The sequence below is a fragment of the Streptomyces sp. NBC_00122 genome (assembly GCF_045160845.1).
Lineage (GTDB): Bacteria > Actinomycetota > Actinomycetes > Streptomycetales > Streptomycetaceae > Streptomyces.
Genome location: NZ_CP108191.1, coordinates 4,370,829 through 4,390,851, shown reverse-complemented (window position 1 = coordinate 4,390,851; position 20,023 = coordinate 4,370,829). Strand labels below are relative to the sequence as shown.

The 20,023-nt window shown below is 70.5% G+C and carries 17 protein-coding genes and 1 tRNA gene; 1 reads left to right on the top strand and 17 read right to left on the bottom strand.

The window, feature by feature from the left end; all coding sequences use genetic code 11:
• Nucleotides 1-128: 128 nt before the first annotated feature.
• The 16 genes from OG737_RS20990 to OG737_RS20915 all read right to left on the bottom strand — a co-directional run bounded on the left by OG737_RS20990 (nt 129) and on the right by OG737_RS20915 (nt 18,068).
• On the bottom strand, nt 129-566 hold the full coding sequence (locus tag OG737_RS20990) for a hypothetical protein (RefSeq protein ID WP_328927679.1): 438 nt from the start codon (nt 564-566) through the stop codon (nt 129-131).
• A gap of 274 nt (nt 567-840) precedes the next feature.
• A complete protein-coding gene (locus tag OG737_RS20985; protein ID WP_328927678.1) occupies nt 841-2,175 on the bottom strand; it encodes an MraY family glycosyltransferase in 1,335 nt (444 codons plus the stop codon).
• 116 nt (nt 2,176-2,291) lie between these two features.
• A complete protein-coding gene (glyA, locus tag OG737_RS20980; protein ID WP_328927677.1) occupies nt 2,292-3,521 on the bottom strand; it encodes a serine hydroxymethyltransferase in 1,230 nt (409 codons plus the stop codon).
• A gap of 105 nt (nt 3,522-3,626) precedes the next feature.
• The gene (locus OG737_RS20975; RefSeq protein WP_328927676.1) at nt 3,627-4,283 is read right to left on the bottom strand and encodes a protein-tyrosine-phosphatase; all 657 of its coding nucleotides are present in this window, start codon (nt 4,281-4,283) and stop codon (nt 3,627-3,629) included.
• Nucleotides 4,280-4,927: an L-threonylcarbamoyladenylate synthase gene (locus tag OG737_RS20970; RefSeq protein WP_301366446.1), complete on the bottom strand. Its 648-nt coding sequence runs from the start codon at nt 4,925-4,927 to the stop codon at nt 4,280-4,282. Before OG737_RS20970 ends, OG737_RS20975 begins: the two co-directional genes overlap by 4 nt.
• A gap of 49 nt (nt 4,928-4,976) precedes the next feature.
• On the bottom strand, nt 4,977-5,822 hold the full coding sequence (prmC, locus tag OG737_RS20965) for a peptide chain release factor N(5)-glutamine methyltransferase (RefSeq protein WP_328927675.1): 846 nt from the start codon (nt 5,820-5,822) through the stop codon (nt 4,977-4,979).
• A gap of 60 nt (nt 5,823-5,882) precedes the next feature.
• Complete coding sequence (gene prfA, locus OG737_RS20960; RefSeq protein ID WP_328927674.1) at nt 5,883-6,962, bottom strand: peptide chain release factor 1; 1,080 nt, start codon at nt 6,960-6,962, stop codon at nt 5,883-5,885.
• Nucleotides 6,963-7,093: 131 nt separating this feature from the next.
• Nucleotides 7,094-7,312 carry a 50S ribosomal protein L31 gene (gene rpmE, locus OG737_RS20955; protein WP_328927673.1) on the bottom strand — a complete coding sequence of 73 codons (219 nt, stop codon included), beginning with the start codon at nt 7,310-7,312 and terminating at the stop codon, nt 7,094-7,096.
• Nucleotides 7,313-7,506: 194 nt separating this feature from the next.
• Complete coding sequence (locus OG737_RS20950; protein WP_328927672.1) at nt 7,507-8,607, bottom strand: LCP family protein; 1,101 nt, start codon at nt 8,605-8,607, stop codon at nt 7,507-7,509.
• A 191-nt stretch (nt 8,608-8,798) separates the two neighbouring features.
• Nucleotides 8,799-10,922, bottom strand: coding sequence for a transcription termination factor Rho (rho, locus tag OG737_RS20945; protein WP_405921858.1), 2,124 nt, complete (start codon nt 10,920-10,922; stop codon nt 8,799-8,801).
• 428 nt (nt 10,923-11,350) lie between these two features.
• Nucleotides 11,351-12,277, bottom strand: coding sequence for a homoserine kinase (thrB, locus tag OG737_RS20940; protein ID WP_328927670.1), 927 nt, complete (start codon nt 12,275-12,277; stop codon nt 11,351-11,353).
• A gap of 364 nt (nt 12,278-12,641) precedes the next feature.
• Nucleotides 12,642-13,712, bottom strand: coding sequence for a threonine synthase (gene thrC, locus OG737_RS20935; RefSeq protein ID WP_405921857.1), 1,071 nt, complete (start codon nt 13,710-13,712; stop codon nt 12,642-12,644).
• Between the two features lie 6 nt (nt 13,713-13,718).
• Entirely contained in the window at nt 13,719-15,008 is a 1,290-nt protein-coding gene (locus OG737_RS20930) for a homoserine dehydrogenase (RefSeq protein ID WP_388567539.1), read from the bottom strand.
• 126 nt (nt 15,009-15,134) lie between these two features.
• Nucleotides 15,135-16,526: a diaminopimelate decarboxylase gene (gene lysA / locus OG737_RS20925; protein ID WP_328927668.1), complete on the bottom strand. Its 1,392-nt coding sequence runs from the start codon at nt 16,524-16,526 to the stop codon at nt 15,135-15,137.
• Nucleotides 16,527-16,545: 19 nt separating this feature from the next.
• On the bottom strand, nt 16,546-17,523 hold the full coding sequence (nrtL, locus tag OG737_RS20920) for an ArgS-related anticodon-binding protein NrtL (RefSeq protein ID WP_405921856.1): 978 nt from the start codon (nt 17,521-17,523) through the stop codon (nt 16,546-16,548).
• Nucleotides 17,524-17,594: 71 nt separating this feature from the next.
• Nucleotides 17,595-18,068, bottom strand: a complete 474-nt coding sequence (locus tag OG737_RS20915; RefSeq protein ID WP_405922438.1) for a response regulator — start codon at nt 18,066-18,068, stop codon at nt 17,595-17,597.
• 105 nt (nt 18,069-18,173) lie between these two features.
• Between OG737_RS20915 and OG737_RS20910 the strand changes: the two genes are divergently transcribed.
• Nucleotides 18,174-18,245 (top strand) — tRNA-Arg (locus tag OG737_RS20910).
• Nucleotides 18,246-18,385: 140 nt separating this feature from the next.
• Here OG737_RS20910 and OG737_RS20905 read toward each other — a convergent pair.
• Nucleotides 18,386-20,023 (bottom strand): hypothetical protein, encoded by a 1,638-nt coding sequence (locus tag OG737_RS20905; RefSeq protein WP_405921855.1) that lies wholly within the window; start codon nt 20,021-20,023, stop codon nt 18,386-18,388.

The window sequence follows — 20,023 nt, the reverse complement described above, 5'->3', positions numbered from 1 at the left end:
GGGGCGGCAGTCAGGCATCGAGCCTCGCGATGGGACAGGCGTCAGCTCAGATGCCCGCGCCCGCAGTGCCGCAGTTGGCACCGGACGATAGCAGGACACCGTAGGCGCACTTATCCCGACCCTACCCTTCACGACTTGGGCCCCGGATTTTCGGGCTTGTCGCCCTTCATCGAGTCCGGTTCGACGTAAAGGATCTTGGCCTTCATGTGAGCACGCGTCTGCGCACCGATCCACACGAGGGTGGTGGCGACGAGCGAGATCGCGAAGGCCCTGGGGTTGAACAGGGTGGTGTTCTTGAACGCGGCGAGAAAGACGAAGAGCAGCAGGATCTGGGTCGCATAGAGCATGAGCCCCATGGCCTGGAAAAGGTGCGGGAGTGATTTCGCCGTGCGCTGCAGAACGACGAATCCGATGCCCATGAACAGGATCACTACCAGCGTCGCGACGATGGCACCGACCGCGCCCTTGCTGCCGACGACCAGCCCGCTGATCAAGGCGGCTACAGCGCCTGCGACAGCAGTGGGTACGGCAGCTTGAAGGAGGGATCGGACGTCATCTGACCGCATGGCGGTTTGCTCCGCGTGGTGGTGGGGGCACGGGACTCGTACAGGACGAGCGTAAGCCCGGTCCGAGAGGGAACCTCGGGCCAATGGACCGTCGCACTACGGTCCTTCGGCTCTGTCGCCGGGTTTAGTGAACGGTATCACAAACTATTTGATGAGAGCTTTACCTGCAGAGTGTGCTGACTGTCACACATGAGAGTGACCCTGCGCGTGTGTGCGCGACAGCAGAACCCTTTGTCTGGTAAAGGGCGTTCATGTCCGACATGCGTCGGCGCCGTCAGCGGGCAGATTCAGCCTTACGCCGCTCGGGGAAGCGCGAACGGGGGCCGATGGCGGTCGCCCCGTTGACGCCTGACACACCGGCGGCGATCGGCCTGACGGGTTCCGGCTCGGCTCCCGAGGCGTCTGCGGCGGCGGCCTCCGCCGCGGCCTCGGCGGCCCGCACGGAGTGCCGGTAGCGCGGCGGCACCAGCCCCTGCGCCCAGCGCGGGGCACGCGGGGTGAAGCGCGGCAGGAGCAGCAGGATCAGGCCCACCGCGCTGAGCGCGGCGATCGCCAGCACGATCCACATCGATGCGGAATTCACCGAGTACGCCACGGTGCCGAAGGCGATCAGCCCCGACCAGAAATACATGATGAGCACAGCGCGGCTGTGTGAATGCCCGAGTTCCAGCAGCCGGTGGTGAAGGTGCCCGCGGTCGGCCGCGAAGGGCGACTGGCCCTTCCAGGTACGCCGGACGATGGCCAGGATCAGGTCCGCCATCGGGATCGCGATGATGGTCAGCGGCAGCAGCAGCGGGATGTAGGCGGGGAGCATCGCGTGCGTCGCGTTGCGCTCGCCGCCCGCGAAGAGGGCCAGCGCGTCCGGGTCCACCTGCCCGCTGATGGAGATCGCGGAGGCGGCCAGCACCAGGCCGATCAGCATCGAGCCGGAGTCGCCCATGAAGATCCGGGCGGGGTGCATGTTGTGCGGCAGGAAGCCCAGGCACATCCCCATCAGGATCGCGGCGAAGAGGGTCGCGGGCGCGGCTTGTTCGATGCCGTAGCCGAACCACAGCCGGTAGGCGTAGAGGAACAGCGCGGTGGCGGCGATGCAGACCATGCCGGCGGCGAGGCCGTCCAGTCCGTCCACGAAGTTCACGGCGTTGATGGTGATCACGACGAGCGCCACCGTGAGCAGGTTGCCCTGCCACTGGGTGAGCGGGACCGTGCCGATCCCCGGGACGGGGATCCACAGGATGGTCAGACCCTGCATGACCATCACGCCGGCGGAGATCATCTGCGCGCCGAGCTTGATCAGGGCGTCGAGCTCGAACTTGTCGTCGAGTACGCCGACCAGCCAGATCAGGGCGGCGCCGGAGAGCAGCGCGCGCGGTTCGTTCGACAGCTCGAAGACGCCGTTGAGGTTGCGCAGGTGGTCCGCGACCAGCAGTCCCGCGCACAGTCCGCCGAACATGGCGATGCCGCCCAGCCGCGGCGTGGGCTCGCGGTGCACGTCACGCGCGCGGATCTCCGGCATGGCCCCGGCCGCGATCGCGAACTTCCGCACGGGCCCGGTCAGCAGGTAGGTCACCGCGACCGTGACGCAAAGCGTCAGCAGATATTCACGCACGGGCTGCCCCAGATGTATCGCCGGCCATCTCAGCCCCACACATTAGCTGTGATGTCGCCACCATCGAGGACGCGAGGGGGCGGTATCCCGGTTGCAGTACGTCCCTCTTGTCCTGATTACTCACCGTACGGGGGAAATCCCATTGTGAGCTCGTTGACCTCCGCACGGGTTTTCGCGGCTTCCCCGTGGATCGCGGCGGCAAACAGTGCCGCGATGCGGAGCATCTCCGGCTCCCCCATCCCCTGGGTGGTCACGGCGGCCGTGCCCAGCCGGATGCCGCGCTGGTCCCCGTACGGGAGGGCGCAGGTGTCGAGCACGATCCCGGCGGCGGCCAGCCGGCCGCGCGCGGTCGGGCCGTCGACTCCCAGCGGTGCCGGGTCCGCGGTGATCAGGTGGGTGTCGGTCCCGCCGGTGGTGAGCGTGAAGCCGTGGTCCTCCAGCGCCTCCGCCAGCGCCCTGGCGTTGCCGACGACCCGGTGGGCGTACGTGGTGAAGGCGGGACCCGCGGCCTCCCCGAAGGCGACGGCCTTGGCGGCGATGGTGTGCATCTGGGCGCCGCCCTGGGTGAAGGGGAACACCGCCCGGTCGATCCGCTCGGCCAACTCGGAGCCGCACAGGAGCATCCCGCCGCGCGGACCGCGCAGCACCTTGTGCGTGGTCGCGCAGACGACGTCGGCGTACGGGACCGGGCTGGGCGCGGCCCCGCCGGCCACCAGCCCGATCGGATGGGCGGCGTCGGCGATCAGGTAGGCCCCCACCTCGTCGGCGATCTCCCGGAAGGCGGAGTACTCGGGGTGGCGCGGGTAGGAGATGGACCCGCAGACGATCGCCTTGGGGCGGTGCGCGCGGGCGAGGTCCTGCACCTGCTGGTAGTCGATGAGCCCCGTCTCGGCGTCGACGCCGTACCCGACGAAGTCGAACCACCGGCCGGAGAAGTTGGCGGGCGAGCCGTGGGTCAGGTGGCCCCCGTACGGGAGCCCCATCGCCAGCACCGTGTCCCCGGGCCGCAGCAGCGCGGCGTAGGCGGCCAGGACGGCGGAGGAGCCGGAGTGCGGCTGTACGTTGGCGTGCTCGGCCGCGAACAGCGCCTTGGCCCGCTCCACGGCGACCTGCTCGGCCACGTCGACGTACTCGCACCCGCCGTGGTAGCGGGCACCGGGGTACCCCTCGGCGTACTTGTTGGAGAGCGTGGACCCGAGCGCGGCAAGCACGGCGGGCGAGGTGAAGTTCTCGGCGGCGATCAGCTGCAGCGTGCTCGCCTGACGCTGCCGCTCCCCCGCGAGCACGTCGGCCATCTGCGGGTCCTGCCGTCGCAGGAGGTCCGTGGGTTGGGTGATGACGCTCATGGCGCGACTCCAGGGGATACCGGGTACCAGCCACTGTAGGCCGAGGCCGCGCATCGTGCCCTGCGACGGGCCGTCCTCCCGGGTACCGCCGTCGGCCCCGCGGGGTCAGCGGGACGCGGTGACGCCCGTCAGGGCCGTGACCACCGGGTCCAGCGCCTGGTTGATCTCGTCGCCGATCGAGCGGAAGAAGGTGATCGGCGCCCCGTACGGGTCGTACACCTCGTCCGCGTCCGGCGACGGGGCCAGCAGCCAGCCCCGCAGGGCCGCGGCGGCCCGTACGAGCGCCCGCGCCCGCTCCGCCATGCCGTCGTCCAGCGGCGGCAGCGTGGCCGGATCTATCGCCCGGACCAGCCGGGTGAACTCCTTCAGCGTGAAGGTGCGCAGCCCCGCCGAATGCCCCATCGAGATGACCTGGGCCCGGTGGTCGCGGGTGGCGGTCAGCACCAGGTCCGCGCGTATGACGTGCTCGTCCAGCAGCTCCCGCCCTGTGAACCCGGAGGCGTCGGCCCCGAAGTCGGCCAGCACGGCGGCCGCGTTCGCCTCCATGGGGGCGCCCTCGTGGCCCCAGGTGCCGGCACTCTCCACGATGAGGTCCCCGTGGGCGAGGCCACCGAGCCGGTGCGAGAGGGCATGCCGCGTCAGCCGCTCGGTGATGGGCGAGCGGCACACGTTGCCGGTGCTGACGTGGAGGATGCGGAAGGTGTCTCCCCCAGCCTCTGCTGGGAGGTACCCCGTTGCTATGCCACGCCCCTCAGGGCTCACGGGGCGACCTCGAGGTCGGGTACGACCTCCCGCAGCTGGTCCGCGGTGAGCGCCCCTTCCCGCAGCAGGACGGGAACCTTCCCGGTGACGTCGACGATCGACGACGGCTGGATGCCGGGGGTCGGCCCGCCGTCGAGGTACACGGACACCGAGTCCCCGAGCATCTCGCGCGCGGCGTCGCAGTCCTCCGGCGCCGGGTGCCCGGACAGGTTGGCCGAGGACACCGCCATCGGGCCGACCTCGGTCAGCAACTCGATCGCGACGGGGTGCAGGGGCATGCGTACGGCCACGGTGCCGTGGGTGTCGCCGAGGTCCCACGCGAGCGAGGGCTGGTGCTTGGCGACCAGCGTCAGCGCGCCCGGCCAGAACGCGTCGACGAGCTCCCAGGCCTGCTCGGAGAAGTCGGTGACCAGGCCGTGCAGGGTGTTCGGGGAGCCGATGAGGACAGGGGTGGGCATGCCGCGGCCCCGGCCCTTGGCGGCGAGCAGGTCATGGACGGCCTCGGGGCTGAAGGCGTCCGCGCCGATCCCGTACAGGGTGTCGGTGGGCAGCACGACGAGCTCGCCGCGGCGCACGGCGGATGCGGCTTCACGCAGACCCGTCTTGCGGTCCGTCGCGTCGTTGCAGTCGTATCGCCGGGCCATCAGCGGGACTCCTCGTGCAGCAGGGGGGTGGAGGGGTGGGTCGCGCCCGTCACGGCAGGGCCTTGCGGGCGGTGGCGAAGCGGGGGCGGTTGTTCAGGTCGGGGTGGTCGGCGGCGTCGGCCCAGCCCCGTTCGTCGGCGAAGATCCAGGGAACCTGGCCGCCCTGGGTGTCGGCGTGCTCGATGACGACGATGCCGCCCGGCCGCAGCAGCCGGTGCGCGGTGCGCTCGATGCCGCGGATGGTGTCGAGGCCGTCCTCGCCGGAGAACAGGGCCATCTCCGGGTCGTGGTCGCGGGCCTCGGGGGCCACGTACTCCCACTCGGTGAGCGGGATGTACGGCGGGTTGGAGATGACCAGGTCGACCTGGCCGTCGAGCTCCGGCAGGGCGCTCAGCGCGTCACCCTGGTGGACGGTGACCCGGGAGCCCTCGGCGTTCTTGCGGGTCCACCGCAGGGCGTCCTCGGACAGCTCGACCGCGTGCACGCGCGAGCGCGGCACCTCCTGCGCCATGGCCAGCGCGATCGCGCCGGAACCGGTGCACAGGTCGACGATCATCGGCTCGACCACGTCCATCGCACGGACGGCGTGTATGGCCCAGTCCACGACCGACTCGGTCTCGGGCCGCGGGACGAAGACCCCGGGCCCGACCTGGAGCTCCAGGTACCGGAAGAAGGCGCGGCCGGTGATGTGCTGGAGCGGCTCGCGCGCCTCGCGGCGGGCGACGGCCTCCCAGTAGCGGGCGTCGAAGTCCGCGTCCTTGACGTGGTGCAGTTCCCCCCGCTTGACGCCGTGCACGAAGGCCGCGAGCTCCTCCGCGTCGAAGCGCGGTGAGGGCACGCCGGCGGCGGCCAGCCGCTGGGTGGCCTGGGCCACCTCGGCAAGCAGCAAGTTCACGCTGGTCCTCCGGGCTGCTGTCGTACGGGGTGAAGCGGGGGCAGGCAGGTCAGGCAGGGGTCAGTGCGCGGCCGCGAGCTTCGCGGCGGAGTCCGTGTCGACACAGGCCTGGATGACCGGGTCGAGGTCCCCGTCGAGCACCTGGTCCAAGTTGTACGCCTTGAAGCCGGTCCGGTGGTCCGAGATCCGGTTTTCCGGGAAGTTGTACGTACGGATCTTCTCGGAGCGGTCCACGCTGCGCACCTGGCTGCGGCGCACGTCGGAGGCCTCCTGTTCGGCGGCTTCCTGGGCGGCGGCCAGCAGACGCGAGCGCAGGATGCGCATCGCCTGCTCCTTGTTCTGGAGCTGGCTCTTCTCGTTCTGGCAGGAGGCGACCACACCGGTCGGGATGTGCGTGATGCGCACGGCCGAGTCGGTGGTGTTGACGGACTGGCCGCCGGGGCCCGACGAGCGGTACACGTCGATGCGGAGGTCGTTCATGTTGATCTCGACCTCGACCTCCTCGGCCTCCGGGGTGACGAGCACGCCGGCGGCGGAGGTGTGGATGCGGCCCTGGGACTCGGTGGCCGGAACGCGCTGGACGCGGTGCACGCCGCCCTCGTACTTCAGGCGGGCCCACACGCCCTGGCCGGGCTCGGTGGCGCCGTTGCCGCCCTTGGTGCGGACGGAGACCTGGACGTCCTTGTAGCCGCCGAGCTCGGACTCGGTGGCGTCGATGATCTCGGTCTTCCAGCCCACGCGCTCGGCGTAGCGCAGGTACATGCGCAGCAGGTCGCCGGCGAACAGGGCCGACTCGTCGCCGCCCGCGCCAGCCTTGACCTCCAGGAGCACGTCCTTGTCGTCGCTGGGGTCGCGCGGGACCAGGAGCAGGCGGAGCTTCTCGGTGAGCTCCTCGCGCTGCTGGGTCAGCTCCTTGACCTCGGCGGCGAAGTCCGGGTCGTCGGCCGCGAACTCCTTGGCCGTCTCGATGTCCTCGGCCGACTGCTTCCAGGCACGGAAGGTCGCAACGATCGGGGTCAGCTCCGCGTAGCGCTTGTTCAGCTTGCGGGCGTTGGCCTGATCGGAGTGGACCGAAGGGTCGGCGAGCTTCTTCTCAAGATCGGCGTGCTCGCCGATCAGTTCCTCGACCGCCTCGAACATCGGGGTACTCCTGGTGTGAAAGTGCGATGGGACCGCACGGGGCTGGGTTACGGGCTAGACGACGACAAAGGCGCCGGTCCGGCCGCCCCCGAGTGGACAGGGAGCGGCCGGAAACCGGCGCCTGGGTCGCGCTACTTCTTGGCCGCACCCTTGCCGAAGCGAGCCTCGAAGCGGGCCACACGGCCACCGGTGTCGAGGATCTTCTGCTTGCCCGTGTAGAAGGGGTGGCACTCGGAGCAGACCTCGGCACGGATGGTGCCCTCGGTGAGGGTGCTACGGGTGGTGAACGACGCGCCACAGGTGCAGCTGACCTGGGTCTCGACGTACTCGGGGTGGATCTCGCTCTTCAAGGTGTCTCCTAGATTCGGGAGGGCGCCGGGTCGCAGGAGCCGAATTGCGCGCTGCGTGAACCGGGGCCGACAGACCAGTCTGCCAGGACCGGGCTGCCTGTCAAAATTCTGAGGACGCCTCCCTCAACGGAGAGGGGCCGGCATCTATTCCGGACCGGCTCCGGACCGTCGCGGACCCCCTTGTGGACAGGGCGCTACTGGACGATCCCGCCGACGGTGCCCTTGTCGCCCATCGAGTTCTCTGTGGCCTCCGGAGGGACGGGCTGGTCGGCGAGCAGGGCGTCCCAGACCATCTTGGACTGCTTGGTCAGCGGCGCCACGCGGTCGGGATCGATCGGGTCCGCGGTCACCGGCAGCGTGATCATCTGCATGCCCTGGGCGTCGATGCCCTGGAGGCTCTGGGCGAAGCCCATGAGGGACTTCACATCGCCGAGCGCCTTGTCGGTGGTGAGCGCCTTGGTGCCGGTGTCGGCGAGGTCGAGCAGCCGCTTGGGGTTGTCGAACAGGCCGACGCCCTTCACCTGCTTGATCAGCGCCTTGATGAAGGCCTGCTGGAGCTGTATTCGGCCGAGGTCGCTGCCGTCGCCGACGCTCTTGCGGGTACGGACGAGGCCGAGGGACTGCTCTCCGTTGAGCCTGTTCGGGCCCGCCGCGAGTTCGAGGTGGCTGGCCCCGTCCTTGATCGGCTTCGTGATGTTCACGTCCACGCCGCCGAGGGTGTCGATGATCTTCTTGAAGCCCGTGAAGTCGACCTCGATGTAGTGGTCCATGCGGATGCCGGACATCTTCTCGACCGTCTTGACCGCGCAGGCCGCCCCGCCGACGGTGAACGCCTCGTTGAACTGCCTGCGCGTCCCGCCGGGGTCGGTCTTGCCGTTGGCCGTGGTGCAGGCGGGGCGGGCGGTCATGGTGTCGCGCGGGATCGATATGACGCTGGCCTTCTTGTGGCCTTCGTAGAGGTGGACGATCATCGCGGTGTCGGAGCGGGCGGAGCCGCCGTCGTCCTGGCCGTACTCGCCGTTGGCGCCGCCGCGGGAGTCGGAGCCCAGCACCAGGATGTCCATGGAGCCGTTGTCGACGTTCTGCGGGCGGTCGGCACCGAGCGCCTGGTCGATGTCGACGGTCTTCAGGTTGCCGTTGAGCTTGAAGTAGAAGTAGCCGACCCCCGCCCCGCCCACCAGGACCACGCCGGCGGCGCTCCACGCGGCGATGACGAGGGCTCTGCGGCGCTTCGGCGGTTTCCGTCGGCGCCGGCTCGCGGCGCGCCCGCCGCTGCCCGTGCTGTCGTCGCTCATGCTCTCCTCGGTCCTGAGTCCGTTTCCCCGGGTCGTCTGAGGCCGCCGCAACCGTGCGGTCCCCTGACACAGACGGCCGCGCGCCCCCCGGGGTTCCACGGCGTCCGGAGCGCGGACGGGGTGTGTGCAAGAGCACAGCCGCCCCCGCCGCGGGCGCGGCGGGGGCGGCTGTGGTGATGCCGTGAAGCGGATCAGTCGTCGTTCTTGCCCGACGGAGTCGTCTTCGCGATCTGCATCAGGAACTCGGCGTTCGACTTCGTCTGCTTCATCTTGTCGAGGAGCAGCTCGATCGCCTGCTGCGAGTCGAGCGCGTGCAGCACCCGGCGCAGCTTCCAGACGATGGCGAGCTCCTCCGCGTTGAGGAGGATCTCCTCCTTGCGGGTGCCCGACGGGTCGACGTCGACAGCCGGGAAGATGCGCTTGTCGGCGAGCTTGCGGTCGAGCTTGAGCTCCATGTTGCCGGTGCCCTTGAACTCCTCGAAGATCACCTCGTCCATGCGCGAGCCGGTGTCGACCAGCGCGGTGGCCAGGATGGTCAGCGAGCCGCCGTCCTCGATGTTGCGCGCGGCACCGAAGAAGCGCTTCGGCGGGTACAGCGCGGTCGAGTCGACACCACCGGACAGGATGCGGCCGGAGGCGGGCGCCGCGAGGTTGTACGCGCGGCCCAGACGGGTGATGGAGTCCAGCAGGACGACCACGTCGTGACCCAGCTCGACGAGGCGCTTGGCGCGCTCGATGGCCAGCTCGGCGACGGTGGTGTGGTCCTCGGCCGGGCGGTCGAAGGTCGAGGAGATGACCTCGCCCTTGACCGACCGCTGCATGTCGGTGACCTCTTCCGGACGCTCGTCGACCAGGACGACCATCAGGTGGCACTCGGGGTTGTTGGTGGTGATCGCGTTGGCGATCGCCTGCATGATCATGGTCTTACCGGTCTTCGGCGGGGCCACGATCAGGCCTCGCTGACCCTTGCCGATCGGCGACACGAGGTCGATGATGCGGGTCGTCAGCACGCCCGGGTCGGTCTCCAGGCGGAGCCGGTCCTGCGGGTAGAGCGGGGTCAGCTTCTGGAACTCCGGTCGGCCGCGGCCGGATTCGGGCGCCATGCCGTTCACCGAGTCGAGCCGGACCAGGGCGTTGAACTTCTCGCGGCGCTCGCCGTCCTTGGGCTGGCGCACGGCACCCGTGGTGTGGTCACCCTTGCGCAGACCCGCCTTGCGGACCTGGGCCAGGGAGACGTACACGTCGTTGGGGCCGGGCAGGTAGCCCGAGGTCCGGATGAACGCGTAGTTGTCGAGGATGTCGAGGATGCCCGCGACGGGGATCAGGACATCGTCGTCGGCGACCTGCGGCTCGTTCGGGGCGAACTCGTCGCGGCCACGACGGCCACGGCGGTCGCGGTAACGGCCGCGACGGCCGCGACGGCCGCCCTCGTCGTCGAAGTCGTCCTGCGGACCGTTGTCCTGGCGGTCCTGACGGCCCTGCTGCTGGCGGTCCTGACGGCCGCCGCCCTGCTGCTGGCGGTCGGCGCGGTCCTGACGGCCGCCGACCTGCGCGCCCTGGCCCTGCGCGCCCTGGCCCTGCTGGCCCTGGCCGCCCTGGCCCTGGGCGCCCTGACCCTGCTCGTCGGCCTTGGCACCGCGGTCGCGGCGGTCACGCTGGCGGTCGCCGCGCTCACCGCGCTCGGCACGGTCACGGCGGTCGCGACGGCCGCGGCCCTCGCCGTCCTGCGCGGGGGCGGAGACGGCGGTGGCGGCCTCGGCCTTCACGTCCGTCTGCGGCGCGGTGGCGGTCGTGGTGGCGGCCTCGGCCTTGACGGTCTCGGTCTTCTGCTCGACCTGCACGGCGACGGGGGCGGAGGCCTCCGGGCTGCCGGAGGGCGCGGTGGCCCGACGGCGGCGGCGCTCGCCGGCCGGGGCGTCGTCACTGGCCGGCTGCCCCGGGATGTCGATCTGCGCCTGCGCGGCAGGCTTCTCGGCGGGCGCCTCGGCGGCGGCCTCGCCCGTACGGGCCTTGCTGGTGGCACGGCGCTTCGGCTTGGCCTCGGCGGTGTCGGCGGCGCCCGCGGCGGTGGAGGCGGCCTTGGACGCACCCGCGCCGCCCGCCTGCGTCTCCTTGATGACCTCGATCAGCTGGCTCTTGCGCATCCGCGCGGTGCCCCTGATGCCGAGGCCCGACGCGACCTGCTGCAGCTCGGCCAGGACCATGCCGTCAAGGCCGGTGCCGGTGCGGCGACGCTTGGGTGCGGCGCCCGCGGCGGGGGCACTGGTGTCGACAGATGTGTCGGCAGCGCCCATCAGATCGGTGGTGTCGCTCACGAAGGGTCCTTCCCTGGAGCGGACGTCGGCCTGTCTGGCTCGGCGACCGGTTGTGCTGTCCGACAACAGTCCGTGACCTGATGGGGCATGAACTGCGGCCGGGGCGGTGGTCCGCCGGTAGAGATACGGCGGAAAGAAACGTGCATGAGTGGTTCCGGCGAGAAGCCCCCGAGCTGGAAGCGTGGGAATGTCACGCCGATTCCGGAGCGTGCTCGAAACTGCTGGAAGTGATCAAAGCAGTCGGGGAGGCTCCCGGAAGAAAGGTGGTCCCGGATGGGGACACTGAGCACCGAGCCATGGCGGCTTCGGATACGCACTTGAGAGTAACACTACCGGATCCAACAGATATTCCCCCTCTCAATCACCGGCAATCGCGCCCTTCCGCTCGGGCGGCCTGCCCTGGCCGCCCGCCCCTGACCGGCCCTGATTCAGCCGCCCTGGGTGCCCAGCGGAAGTACGCTCGCGCCCGCGGCGTCGAGTGCGAGCCGGTTCGCCGCCCACCCCTCGCCCGCGAGCTGCGCGACCTTGTCGGCCGCGCCGTTGTCGACCAGCGCGAGGACCGTGGGGCCCGCGCCGGAGATGACCGCGGGGATGCCGTCCGCCCGCAGCCGGTTCACGAGGGCGACGCTCTCGGGCATCGCCGGGGACCGGTACTCCTGGTGGAGCCGGTCTTCGGTGGCCGGCAGCAGGAGCTCGGGACGCCTGGTCAGGGCCTCCACGAGCAGTCCCGCGCGACCTGCGTTGACGGCCGCGTCCACGTGCGGGACGGTGCGCGGCAGCAGGCCGCGCGCGGTCTCCGTGAGGACGGGCTTGGAGGGGACGAAGACCACCGGAACGATGGAATCGGCGGGCTCCATCCGGATCGCCTTGGCGCTGCCCCCTTCCATCCAGGCCAGGGTGAAGCCGCCGAGCAGGCAGGCGGCGACGTTGTCGGGGTGGCCCTCGATCTCGGTGGCGAGCTCCAGCAGCGCCGCGTCGTCGAGCCTGGCCTCTCCGCCTATGGTCACGGCGCGGGCGGCGACGATGCCGGCGCAGATGGCCGCGGAGGAGGAGCCGAGGCCCCGGCCGTGCGGGATGCGGTTGGCGCAGACGACCTCAAGGCCGCGCGGCTGCCCGCCCAGCAGGTCGAAGGCGGTGCGCATGGAGCGTACGAGCAGGTGGCTCTCGTCCCGCGGGAGGGTGTCGGCGCCCTCACCCGCGATGTCGATGTTCAGGCCGGAGTCGGCCACCCGGACGACTACGTCGTCGTAGAGCCCCAGGGCCAGGCCCAGGGCGTCGAAGCCCGGGCCGAGATTGGCACTGCTGGCGGGGACGCGCACCCGTACGGCGGCGGCGCGGAACGCTGGACCGGCCATCGTCCGATGACACTCCTTGTGACTGTGCGAGATCTTCGCTCTTTGCTGGCTCGCTGCGAATGTACTGGAGAACGTACGACACCCGAAGGCCCTGTGGGCAGCACCGCAGTCATATGCGCGGTGGCGGATGTAAGTACAGCCTATCGAAGGAAGGTTCTCTCGCGACATAGGGCGCACGGGAGGCGCACGATGCGTGTCGCGCGCGACGGCTGACTCCGATGGAATTCGGCCACACATTTGTTGTCGTACGGGGAGAGTTGCCGGGTTCCGGAGGGCTCGTTCGCCTTCCGGAACCCGGCTCTCGGGTGGTGCGCAGGACCGGCGCGGCGGACCTTTCCGCCGGACCTTCCGGCCGGATCCGGACTCAGACCAGGCCGAGGCGGATGGCCGCGGCTTCGGCGTCCACCGGGACGGTGACGGGCTGCGGAGCGCCGGCGACCGCCCAGTCGGGGTCCTTGAGGCCGTTGCCGGTGACGGTGCATACGATCTTCTGGCCCGGGTCGACGAGGCCCTGCTCGGCGGCCTTGAGCAGACCGGCCACGGAGGCGGCCGAGGCGGGCTCGACGAAGACGCCCTCCTGGGCGGCCAACAGCCGGTAGGCGGCCAGAATCTGACGGTCGGTCACTTCGTCGATGAAGCCCCCCGACTCGTCGCGCGCCTGCAGGGCGTAGTCCCAGGACGCCGGGTTGCCGATGCGGATCGCGGTGGCGATGGTGTGCGGCTCCTTGACGACCTCTCCGCGCACGATCGGCGCGGAGCCGGAGGCCTGGAAACCCCACACGCGGGGCGTACGGGAGGCCAGGCCGTCGGCCTTGTACTCCTTGAACCCCCTCCAGTACGCGGTGATGTTGCCGGCGTTGCCGACGGGCAGCACGTGGATGTCGGGCGCGTCACCGAGCGCGTCGACGATCTCGAACGCGGCCGTCTTCTGGCCCTCGATGCGCACCGGGTTGACCGAATTGACCAGCGCCACCGGGTAGTTGTCGGAGAGCGCGCGGGCCAGGTCCAGGCAGTCGTCGAAGTTGCCGTCCACCTGCAGGATCTTGGCGCCGTGCACGAGGGCCTGGCCCATCTTGCCGAGCGCGATCTTGCCGCGGGGCACGAGCACCGCGGAGACCATCCCGGCGCGCACCGCGTAGGCGGCGGCGGAAGCCGAGGTGTTGCCGGTGGAGGCGCAGATGACGGCCTGCGCGCCGTCCTCCTTGGCCTTGCTGATCGCCATGGTCATACCGCGGTCCTTGAAGGACCCGGTGGGGTTCGCGCCCTCGACCTTGAGGTGGACCTCGCAGCCGGTGCGCTCGGAGAGCACCTGCGCGGGAACGAGAGGAGTGCCGCCCTCGCGGAGCGTGATCACGGGAGTGGCATCCGTCACCGGCAGGCGGTCCCGGTACTCCTCGATGATGCCGCGCCACTGGTGGGTGCGATTGCTGCTCATGGGCCCTTACTCCCCTTCAACACGCATGATGCTGGCGACACCGCGCACGGTATCCAGCTTCCGCAGCGCCTCGACGGTCCCGGAGAGGGCGGCGTCGGGTGCGCGGTGAGTGACGACGACGAGGGAGGCCTCGCCGTCCTTTCCCTGCTGACGGACGGTGTCGATGGAGACACCGTGCTCCGCGAAGGTGGTCGCCACCTGGGCGAGGACGCCCGGCTTGTCCGCCACATCGAGGCTGATGTGGTAGCGGGTGACGACGTCCCCCATGGGGCTGACCGGCAGCTGGGTGTACGCCGACTCGCCCGGCCCCGTTGCCTCGGCGAGCTTGTTGCGGCAGACGGCGACGAGGTCGCCGAGGACCGCGGACGCGGTCGGCGAACCGCCCGCGCCGGGCCCGTAGAACATGAGCCGACCGGCGGCCTCGGCCTCGACGAAGACCGCGTTGTAGGCCTCGCGGACGGAGGCGAGGGGGTGGCTGAGCGGAATCATCGCGGGATGCACGCGCGCGGTCACCGACTCCCCGTCGGCGGCGCGCTCCAGGATCGCCAGGAGCTTGATGGTGCAGCCCATGCGCTTGGCGGAGGCGAAGTCGGCGGCGCTGACCTCGGTCATGCCCTCGCGGTACACGTCGTCGAGGCGGACCCGGGTGTGGAAGGCGATGCCGGCCAGGATCGCGGCCTTGGCGGCGGCGTCGTAACCCTCGACGTCGGCCGTGGGGTCGGCCTCGGCGTACCCGAGGGCCGTGGCCTCGTCGAGCGCCTCCTGGTAGCCGGCGCCGGTGGAGTCCATCTTGTCGAGGATGAAGTTCGTCGTGCCGTTGACGATGCCCATGACGCGGTTGATCTTGTCGCCCGCGAGGGACTCGCGCATCGGACGGACCAGCGGAATGGCGCCGGCGACGGCCGCCTCGTAGTAGAGGTCCAGCCCGTGCTGCTCCGCGGCGGCGTGCAGCGCGGCGCCGTCCTGGGCGAGCAGCGCCTTGTTCGCGGAGACGACGGAGATGCCGTTCTCGAAGGCGGTGGTGATGAGCGTACGGGCGGGCTCGATGCCGCCGATGACCTCGATGGCGATGTCGATGTCGCCGCGTTTGAGGAGGGCGGTGGCGTCGGTGGTGACGAGCGCCGGGTCGATGCCCTCACGGACCTTCGAGGGCCGCCGTACGGCCACACCGGCGAGCTCGACGGGCGCGCCGATCCTCTGCGTGAGGTCGTCGGCGTGCGTCGTCATGATGCGGGCAACTTCCGAGCCGACCACTCCACAGCCCAGCAGCGCCACCTTCAGCGGACGCGTACGCATCATCGACCTACGCCTTTCGATCTTCCATCAGTACCCCGTGCGCGGCTTGCGTGCGGGGTGGGAACCAGTCTCACTCAATGGACAGCAGTTTCCACCTTCGGTCCATTGAGTGAGATGTCTATTTCATCATCCGAGGTCGAGACGCAGGAGATCTTCCTCCGTCTCGCGGCGGACGATCACGCGGGCCTGTCCGTCGCGCACGGCGACGACGGGCGGGCGGAGCGCGTGGTTGTAGTTACTGGCCATGGACCGGCAGTACGCGCCGGTGGCGGGGACCGCGAGGAGGTCACCGGGGGCGAGGTCGGCGGGGAGGAAGGCGTCCTTGACGACGATGTCGCCGCTCTCGCAGTGCTTGCCTACGACGCGGACGAGCATCGGCTCGGCCTCGGACGTGCGGGAGACGAGCGCGACGGAGTACTCGGCGTCGTAGAGCGCCGTCCGGATGTTGTCGGACATCCCGCCGTCGACGCTCACGTACGTGCGGAGCCCTTCGAGCGGCTTGATGGTGCCGACCTCGTAGAGGGTGAAGGCGGTGGGGCCGACGATGGCGCGGCCGGGCTCGACGGAGATGCGCGGCGCGGCCAGGCCGGCGGCCTCGCACTCGCGGGCCACGATCTCGGTGAGCGCCTTGGCGATCTCGTACGGCTCGCTCGGGTCGTCACCGGAGGTGTAGGCGATGCCGAGGCCGCCGCCGAGGTCGATCTCGGGAAGCTCGACGCCGTGCTCGTCGCGTACGGCGGCCAGCAGCCGCACGACGCGCTTGGCGGAGACCTCGAAGCCGGCCATGTCGAAGATCTGCGAGCCGATGTGGGAGTGGACGCCGAGCAGCTCGAGGCTGTCGTGACCGAGGGCGCGCCGTACGGCCTCGGCGGCCGATCCGTCGGCCACGGCGATGCCGAACTTCTGGTCCTCGTGGGCGGTGGCGATGAACTCGTGGGTGTGCGCCTCGACGCCGACGGTGACGCGGATCTGGACGGGCTGGCGTACGCCCCGCTCACGGGCGATGTGCGCGACGCGGGCGATCTCCTGGAAGGAGTCGAGCACGATGCGCCCCACACCGGCCTCGACGGCGCGGGTGATCTCGCTCTCGGACTTGTTGTTGCCGTGGAAGGCGATCCGCGAGGCGGGCATCCCGGCGGCCAGCGCGGTGGCCAGCTCCCCGCCGGAGCACACGTCGAGATTCAGTCCTTCCTCCTTCAGCCACTTCACGACGGCCTTGGAGAGGAACGCCTTGCCGGCGTAGAAGACATCGGCGTCCTTGCCGAAGGCGTGCGCCCAGGCCCGGCACCGCGCCCGGAAGTCCTCCTCGTCGAGGAAGTAGGCGGGCGTCCCGAACTCCTCGGCGAGCTTGGTGACTTCGATCCCGCCGACACTGGCGACGCCCTCACCGTTGCGCGTGACGGTACGGGCCCAGACCTTCTCGTCGAGGGCGTTGAGGTCGGCGGGCGGCGGGGAGTAGTGCCCCTCGGGCAGGACGTCGGCGTGGCGGGGCCCGGCGGGGTGCGCGGAACGGCTCATCGGTATCTCTCTTCGCGGGTCACAGGCGTGTCGGTGCGTCTATGCCGAGGAGGGCCAGGCCGCCGACCAGCACCGTCCCGGCGGCTTCGGCGAGAGCCAGCCGGGCACGGTGGGCGGCCAAGGGTTTCTCGTCCCCCTGGGGCAGTACGCGGTACTGGAAGTCGAGCAGCGCGTCCGCCAGCTCGACGAGGTGCCGGGTGAGCCGCTCGGGGGCGCGGTGGTGCGCGGCGGCTTCGAGGACGAGCGGGTGGTCGGCGAGGACGCGCAGCAGGGCGGGGGCGTCGTCCACGTCCCCGGCGTCGGGCCCGAACCCCAGCTGCTCGGCATTGCGTACGAGGTCGCGGGCGCGGGCGTGGGCGTACCGCACCCGGAAGAACTCGCTGGCCTCGCCCTGGAGGAGCAGCGCGTCAGTGAACGTGGGCGTCTCCTTGGCCGGCACGGCGAGCATGGCCCACACGGCGGCGTCGCGCCCGTACCGGGCGAGGACGTCCCCGTCCCGCCCGGCGACAGCGGCGACGGAGAGCCCGTCGGCGTCACCCTTGCCCTGGGTGCGCACGAGCCGCAGCACACAGTCGTGCACGACCCGCTTCCGCAGTTCCAGGGAGGGGTCCGCCGCGTCGGCGGGCGAGAGGAAAGCGGCCCCTCCCCGCACATCGCGGATGACGATGTCGTCGACGATCCCCCGCGAGATGACCTCTTGGGCGGTGGGCGTCGGCAGCACGAAACACAGGAACCCGGGGCCGGTGACCTCGACGCGCTCGATCCCGGGCTGCTGCGCGAGCCGACGGGCGAGCACCTGCGCCACGGCGTGCGGCGCACACCCGGCCCGCTTGGCGACCTGGAAGGCGACGGGGGTGGCGTAGTCCCCCACCCCACCGGGCCGGGTCCGCTCGACGACGACCCGCTCGGGCACGGCCGCACCGATGGCCAGTTCCCCGTCCTCGACGGCGCAGCGCACGGCGCGTACGACGGTACGGGGGAGGTCGGCGGGGTTCACGGGACCCAGCCTAGGGGAGACGGCCTGCCATCACGCGAAGGGTTTCGCCATGTGAAATGCGGGCAACGGGATCAGCCCCTCCCCCTCCCGGCGGGAGCCCCTTTCCGCCCGTCGCGCCGCTCCTTCCCCTCGGCCAGCCGCCGTACGACCCGCACCAGCTCGGCGGGCTCGAAGGGCTTCGCGACGAAGGCATCCACGCCGGCCGTGATCCCGGCCTCCACCTCGTGCTGCGTACAGGCGCTCACGATCGCGACGGGCACGTCCCTGGTCCGCGGATCGGCCCGCAACTGCGCAGCGGTCCCGAAGCCGTCCAGCCGGGGCATGACCACATCAAGGGTGATCACGTCAGGACACACGTGGTGTACGACGTCCAGACACTCGGCACCATCGTTCGCGGTCACGACCTCGAAGCCCTCCAGCTCGAGATTGACCTTGATCAACTGCCGGATGACCTTGTTGTCGTCGACAACAAGCACCCGGCCCGAGACGCCTGACACAACTCGAGAGTAGGTCGGCCTGGGCCCCCGCGTCCGCGTTTTTGCCACTTCCACCCCCTCCGGGCGACCCACCCCCTCTCCCCCGCAAACCGGTTCCTGATCACCCCACGGAAGCTGGTAGTGTTCAACCCGTCGCCGCACAGCGAACGACGCGCCCCCGTAGCTCAGGGGATAGAGCAACGGCCTCCGGAGCCGTGTGCGCAGGTTCGAATCCTGCCGGGGGCACTTCTCAGGAAGTGCCCAAAGACCCCGCCATCAGCGAGTTCGCTGAGACGGGGTCTTCGCGTATCCGGGCAATGGCCCGGGGGGGTGGGTCTGCCGGAACTGCCGCTGTTCCCGCGTCCCTTCGGGACGCGGGAGCTCCGTCACGTGAGGGTGTTCGTGAGGTGCGGGCCTATGTAGCCGATGAAGATGCCGTGGGTGGCGCAGGAAGCGTCGTAGTAGTGCAGGCGCGGGGCGACCGTGTTGCCGCCGCCGATCCTGATGTGCGCGCCCATGAAGACCTTGCGGGTGGGGTCGACGTCCACCGGCACGGGGAAGGTCCGTTCCCTGCGCCAGTCGGTCTTGGTCTTCACCGACTTCGACTCGTCCCGCACGATCTTCCGCGGCGAGATGGCGTGCATGCCGTCGGGCGCGTCCTCGCACCACTGCTTGAAGTCCCGCGAGGTCTCCCCGCCGGCCGCGGCGTCGGCGTAGTCCCGGAGTGCCAGCAGGGCGTCCCAGGTCATGCGCCCCCAGGACGAGCCGTAGGCCTGGTCGTCGAGTTCCAGGGTGACCTTGCGGGCACCGGTGAAGTGGACGTGGGGCATCGCGTCGATCCGGCCGAGGATCTCGGCGAACGACGCGGGTTCCACGGGGCCGGGCTCGGCCGGTGTGTACGCGGCCTCGCCGGCGTTGAGTACGAGGAGCCGGTTCTGGAGCACCCGCACCTGGGCCTTGGCGCCCTGCAGCTCCCGGTACTGATCGTCGTACTCGACGGCCAGCATCGACTCGCCCCGCCGTGCCTGCTGCAGTTCCTGCTTCAGGTCACGGATCTCGTCCGCCCGGACCCTCTGCTCGCGTCCCGCCTCCTCCAGGATTTCGAAGAGGGCGTGGTTCTCGTCCCTCAGCCGCTGCAGCTCGGACGTCCCGACGCCTTCCTTGGTCCGGGCGCGCAGGACGGGGACGGAGTCGAGTTCCGTCGGCAGCGGGGCGTGCGTCGCCAGACTCTGCGGGAGCTGGGCGAGGAGGCGGCGGGCCCGCTGCGGGCTCTCGATGACGGCCCTGCGGGACATCACGCGGTGGCGCTGGCCGTCGGCCGCCCAGGCCGGGTCCACTCCCGGCAGGTAGGTGCGGATCCCGCCGGCGAAGACCTGGTGGTATTCCAGGGCCCGGTTGAAGTGCGGCTCGGCCTCGGGCGCGAGGACGTAGAGGATGGCCAGGCCGGCCAGGGGGCGGACGAGCGGGTCCACGGTGCGTTCCAGCCAGGCGTCGAAGTCCACGCCGTACGGGGTGCTGGCCACGACGACGGGCAGGCGCCGCCGGTCGTCGCAGAGCTCGTCTATGACGCAGTCGACGTCGTCGACCTCGATGACCTGCGGCATCCGCGTCACGTCGGCGAGCCCGTCGCGCGCCCGGAGCACGTCGAGCAGGCTTCCGGCGAGCCGGGGGGTCTTGGCCGGTACGGGGAGCGCGTCGGGGTCGTCGGGGAGGTGTTCCACGTCCAGCTGGACCCAGGTCGGTCCGGCTCCGGTCTGGCGGATCACCACGGTCGTCTGCCAGGTGCCGTCGGGGGTGGTCTCGCGGAGCCGCCAGCGTCCGTAGGCTCCTGACGTCCCGGTCGCGGAGTCGTGGTCGAGGGTCACACCGCGGGCTATCTCGTTGCGCCCTTCGGCGAACGCGTCGATGTCGTACGTCTTCGGCGGCTCCTTCAGCCAGCTCCGCAGCCGGTCGTCGACCTGGGCTCCGGTTCCTACGTAGTCGAGTCCGCTGGTGACGACCATGCGGTAGCGGCGGGTGTCCAC

What these genes read in the sequence shown, in the direction of transcription:
- thrB (WP_328927670.1), bottom strand. Translation starts at nt 12,277, where the DNA reads ATGGCCGGTCCAGCGTTCCGCGCCGCCGCCGTACGGGTGCGCGTCCCC.
- OG737_RS20950 (WP_328927672.1), bottom strand. Translation starts at nt 8,607, where the DNA reads ATGAGCGACGACAGCACGGGCAGCGGCGGGCGCGCCGCGAGCCGGCGC.
- glyA (WP_328927677.1), bottom strand. Translation starts at nt 3,521, where the DNA reads ATGAGCGTCATCACCCAACCCACGGACCTCCTGCGACGGCAGGACCCG.
- prfA (WP_328927674.1), bottom strand. Translation starts at nt 6,962, where the DNA reads ATGTTCGAGGCGGTCGAGGAACTGATCGGCGAGCACGCCGATCTTGAG.
- thrC (WP_405921857.1), bottom strand. Translation starts at nt 13,712, where the DNA reads ATGAGCAGCAATCGCACCCACCAGTGGCGCGGCATCATCGAGGAGTAC.
- lysA (WP_328927668.1), bottom strand. Translation starts at nt 16,526, where the DNA reads ATGAGCCGTTCCGCGCACCCCGCCGGGCCCCGCCACGCCGACGTCCTG.
- OG737_RS20990 (WP_328927679.1), bottom strand. Translation starts at nt 566, where the DNA reads ATGCGGTCAGATGACGTCCGATCCCTCCTTCAAGCTGCCGTACCCACT.
- OG737_RS20930 (WP_388567539.1), bottom strand. Translation starts at nt 15,008, where the DNA reads ATGCGTACGCGTCCGCTGAAGGTGGCGCTGCTGGGCTGTGGAGTGGTC.
- OG737_RS20970 (WP_301366446.1), bottom strand. Translation starts at nt 4,927, where the DNA reads ATGGCCCGGCGATACGACTGCAACGACGCGACGGACCGCAAGACGGGT.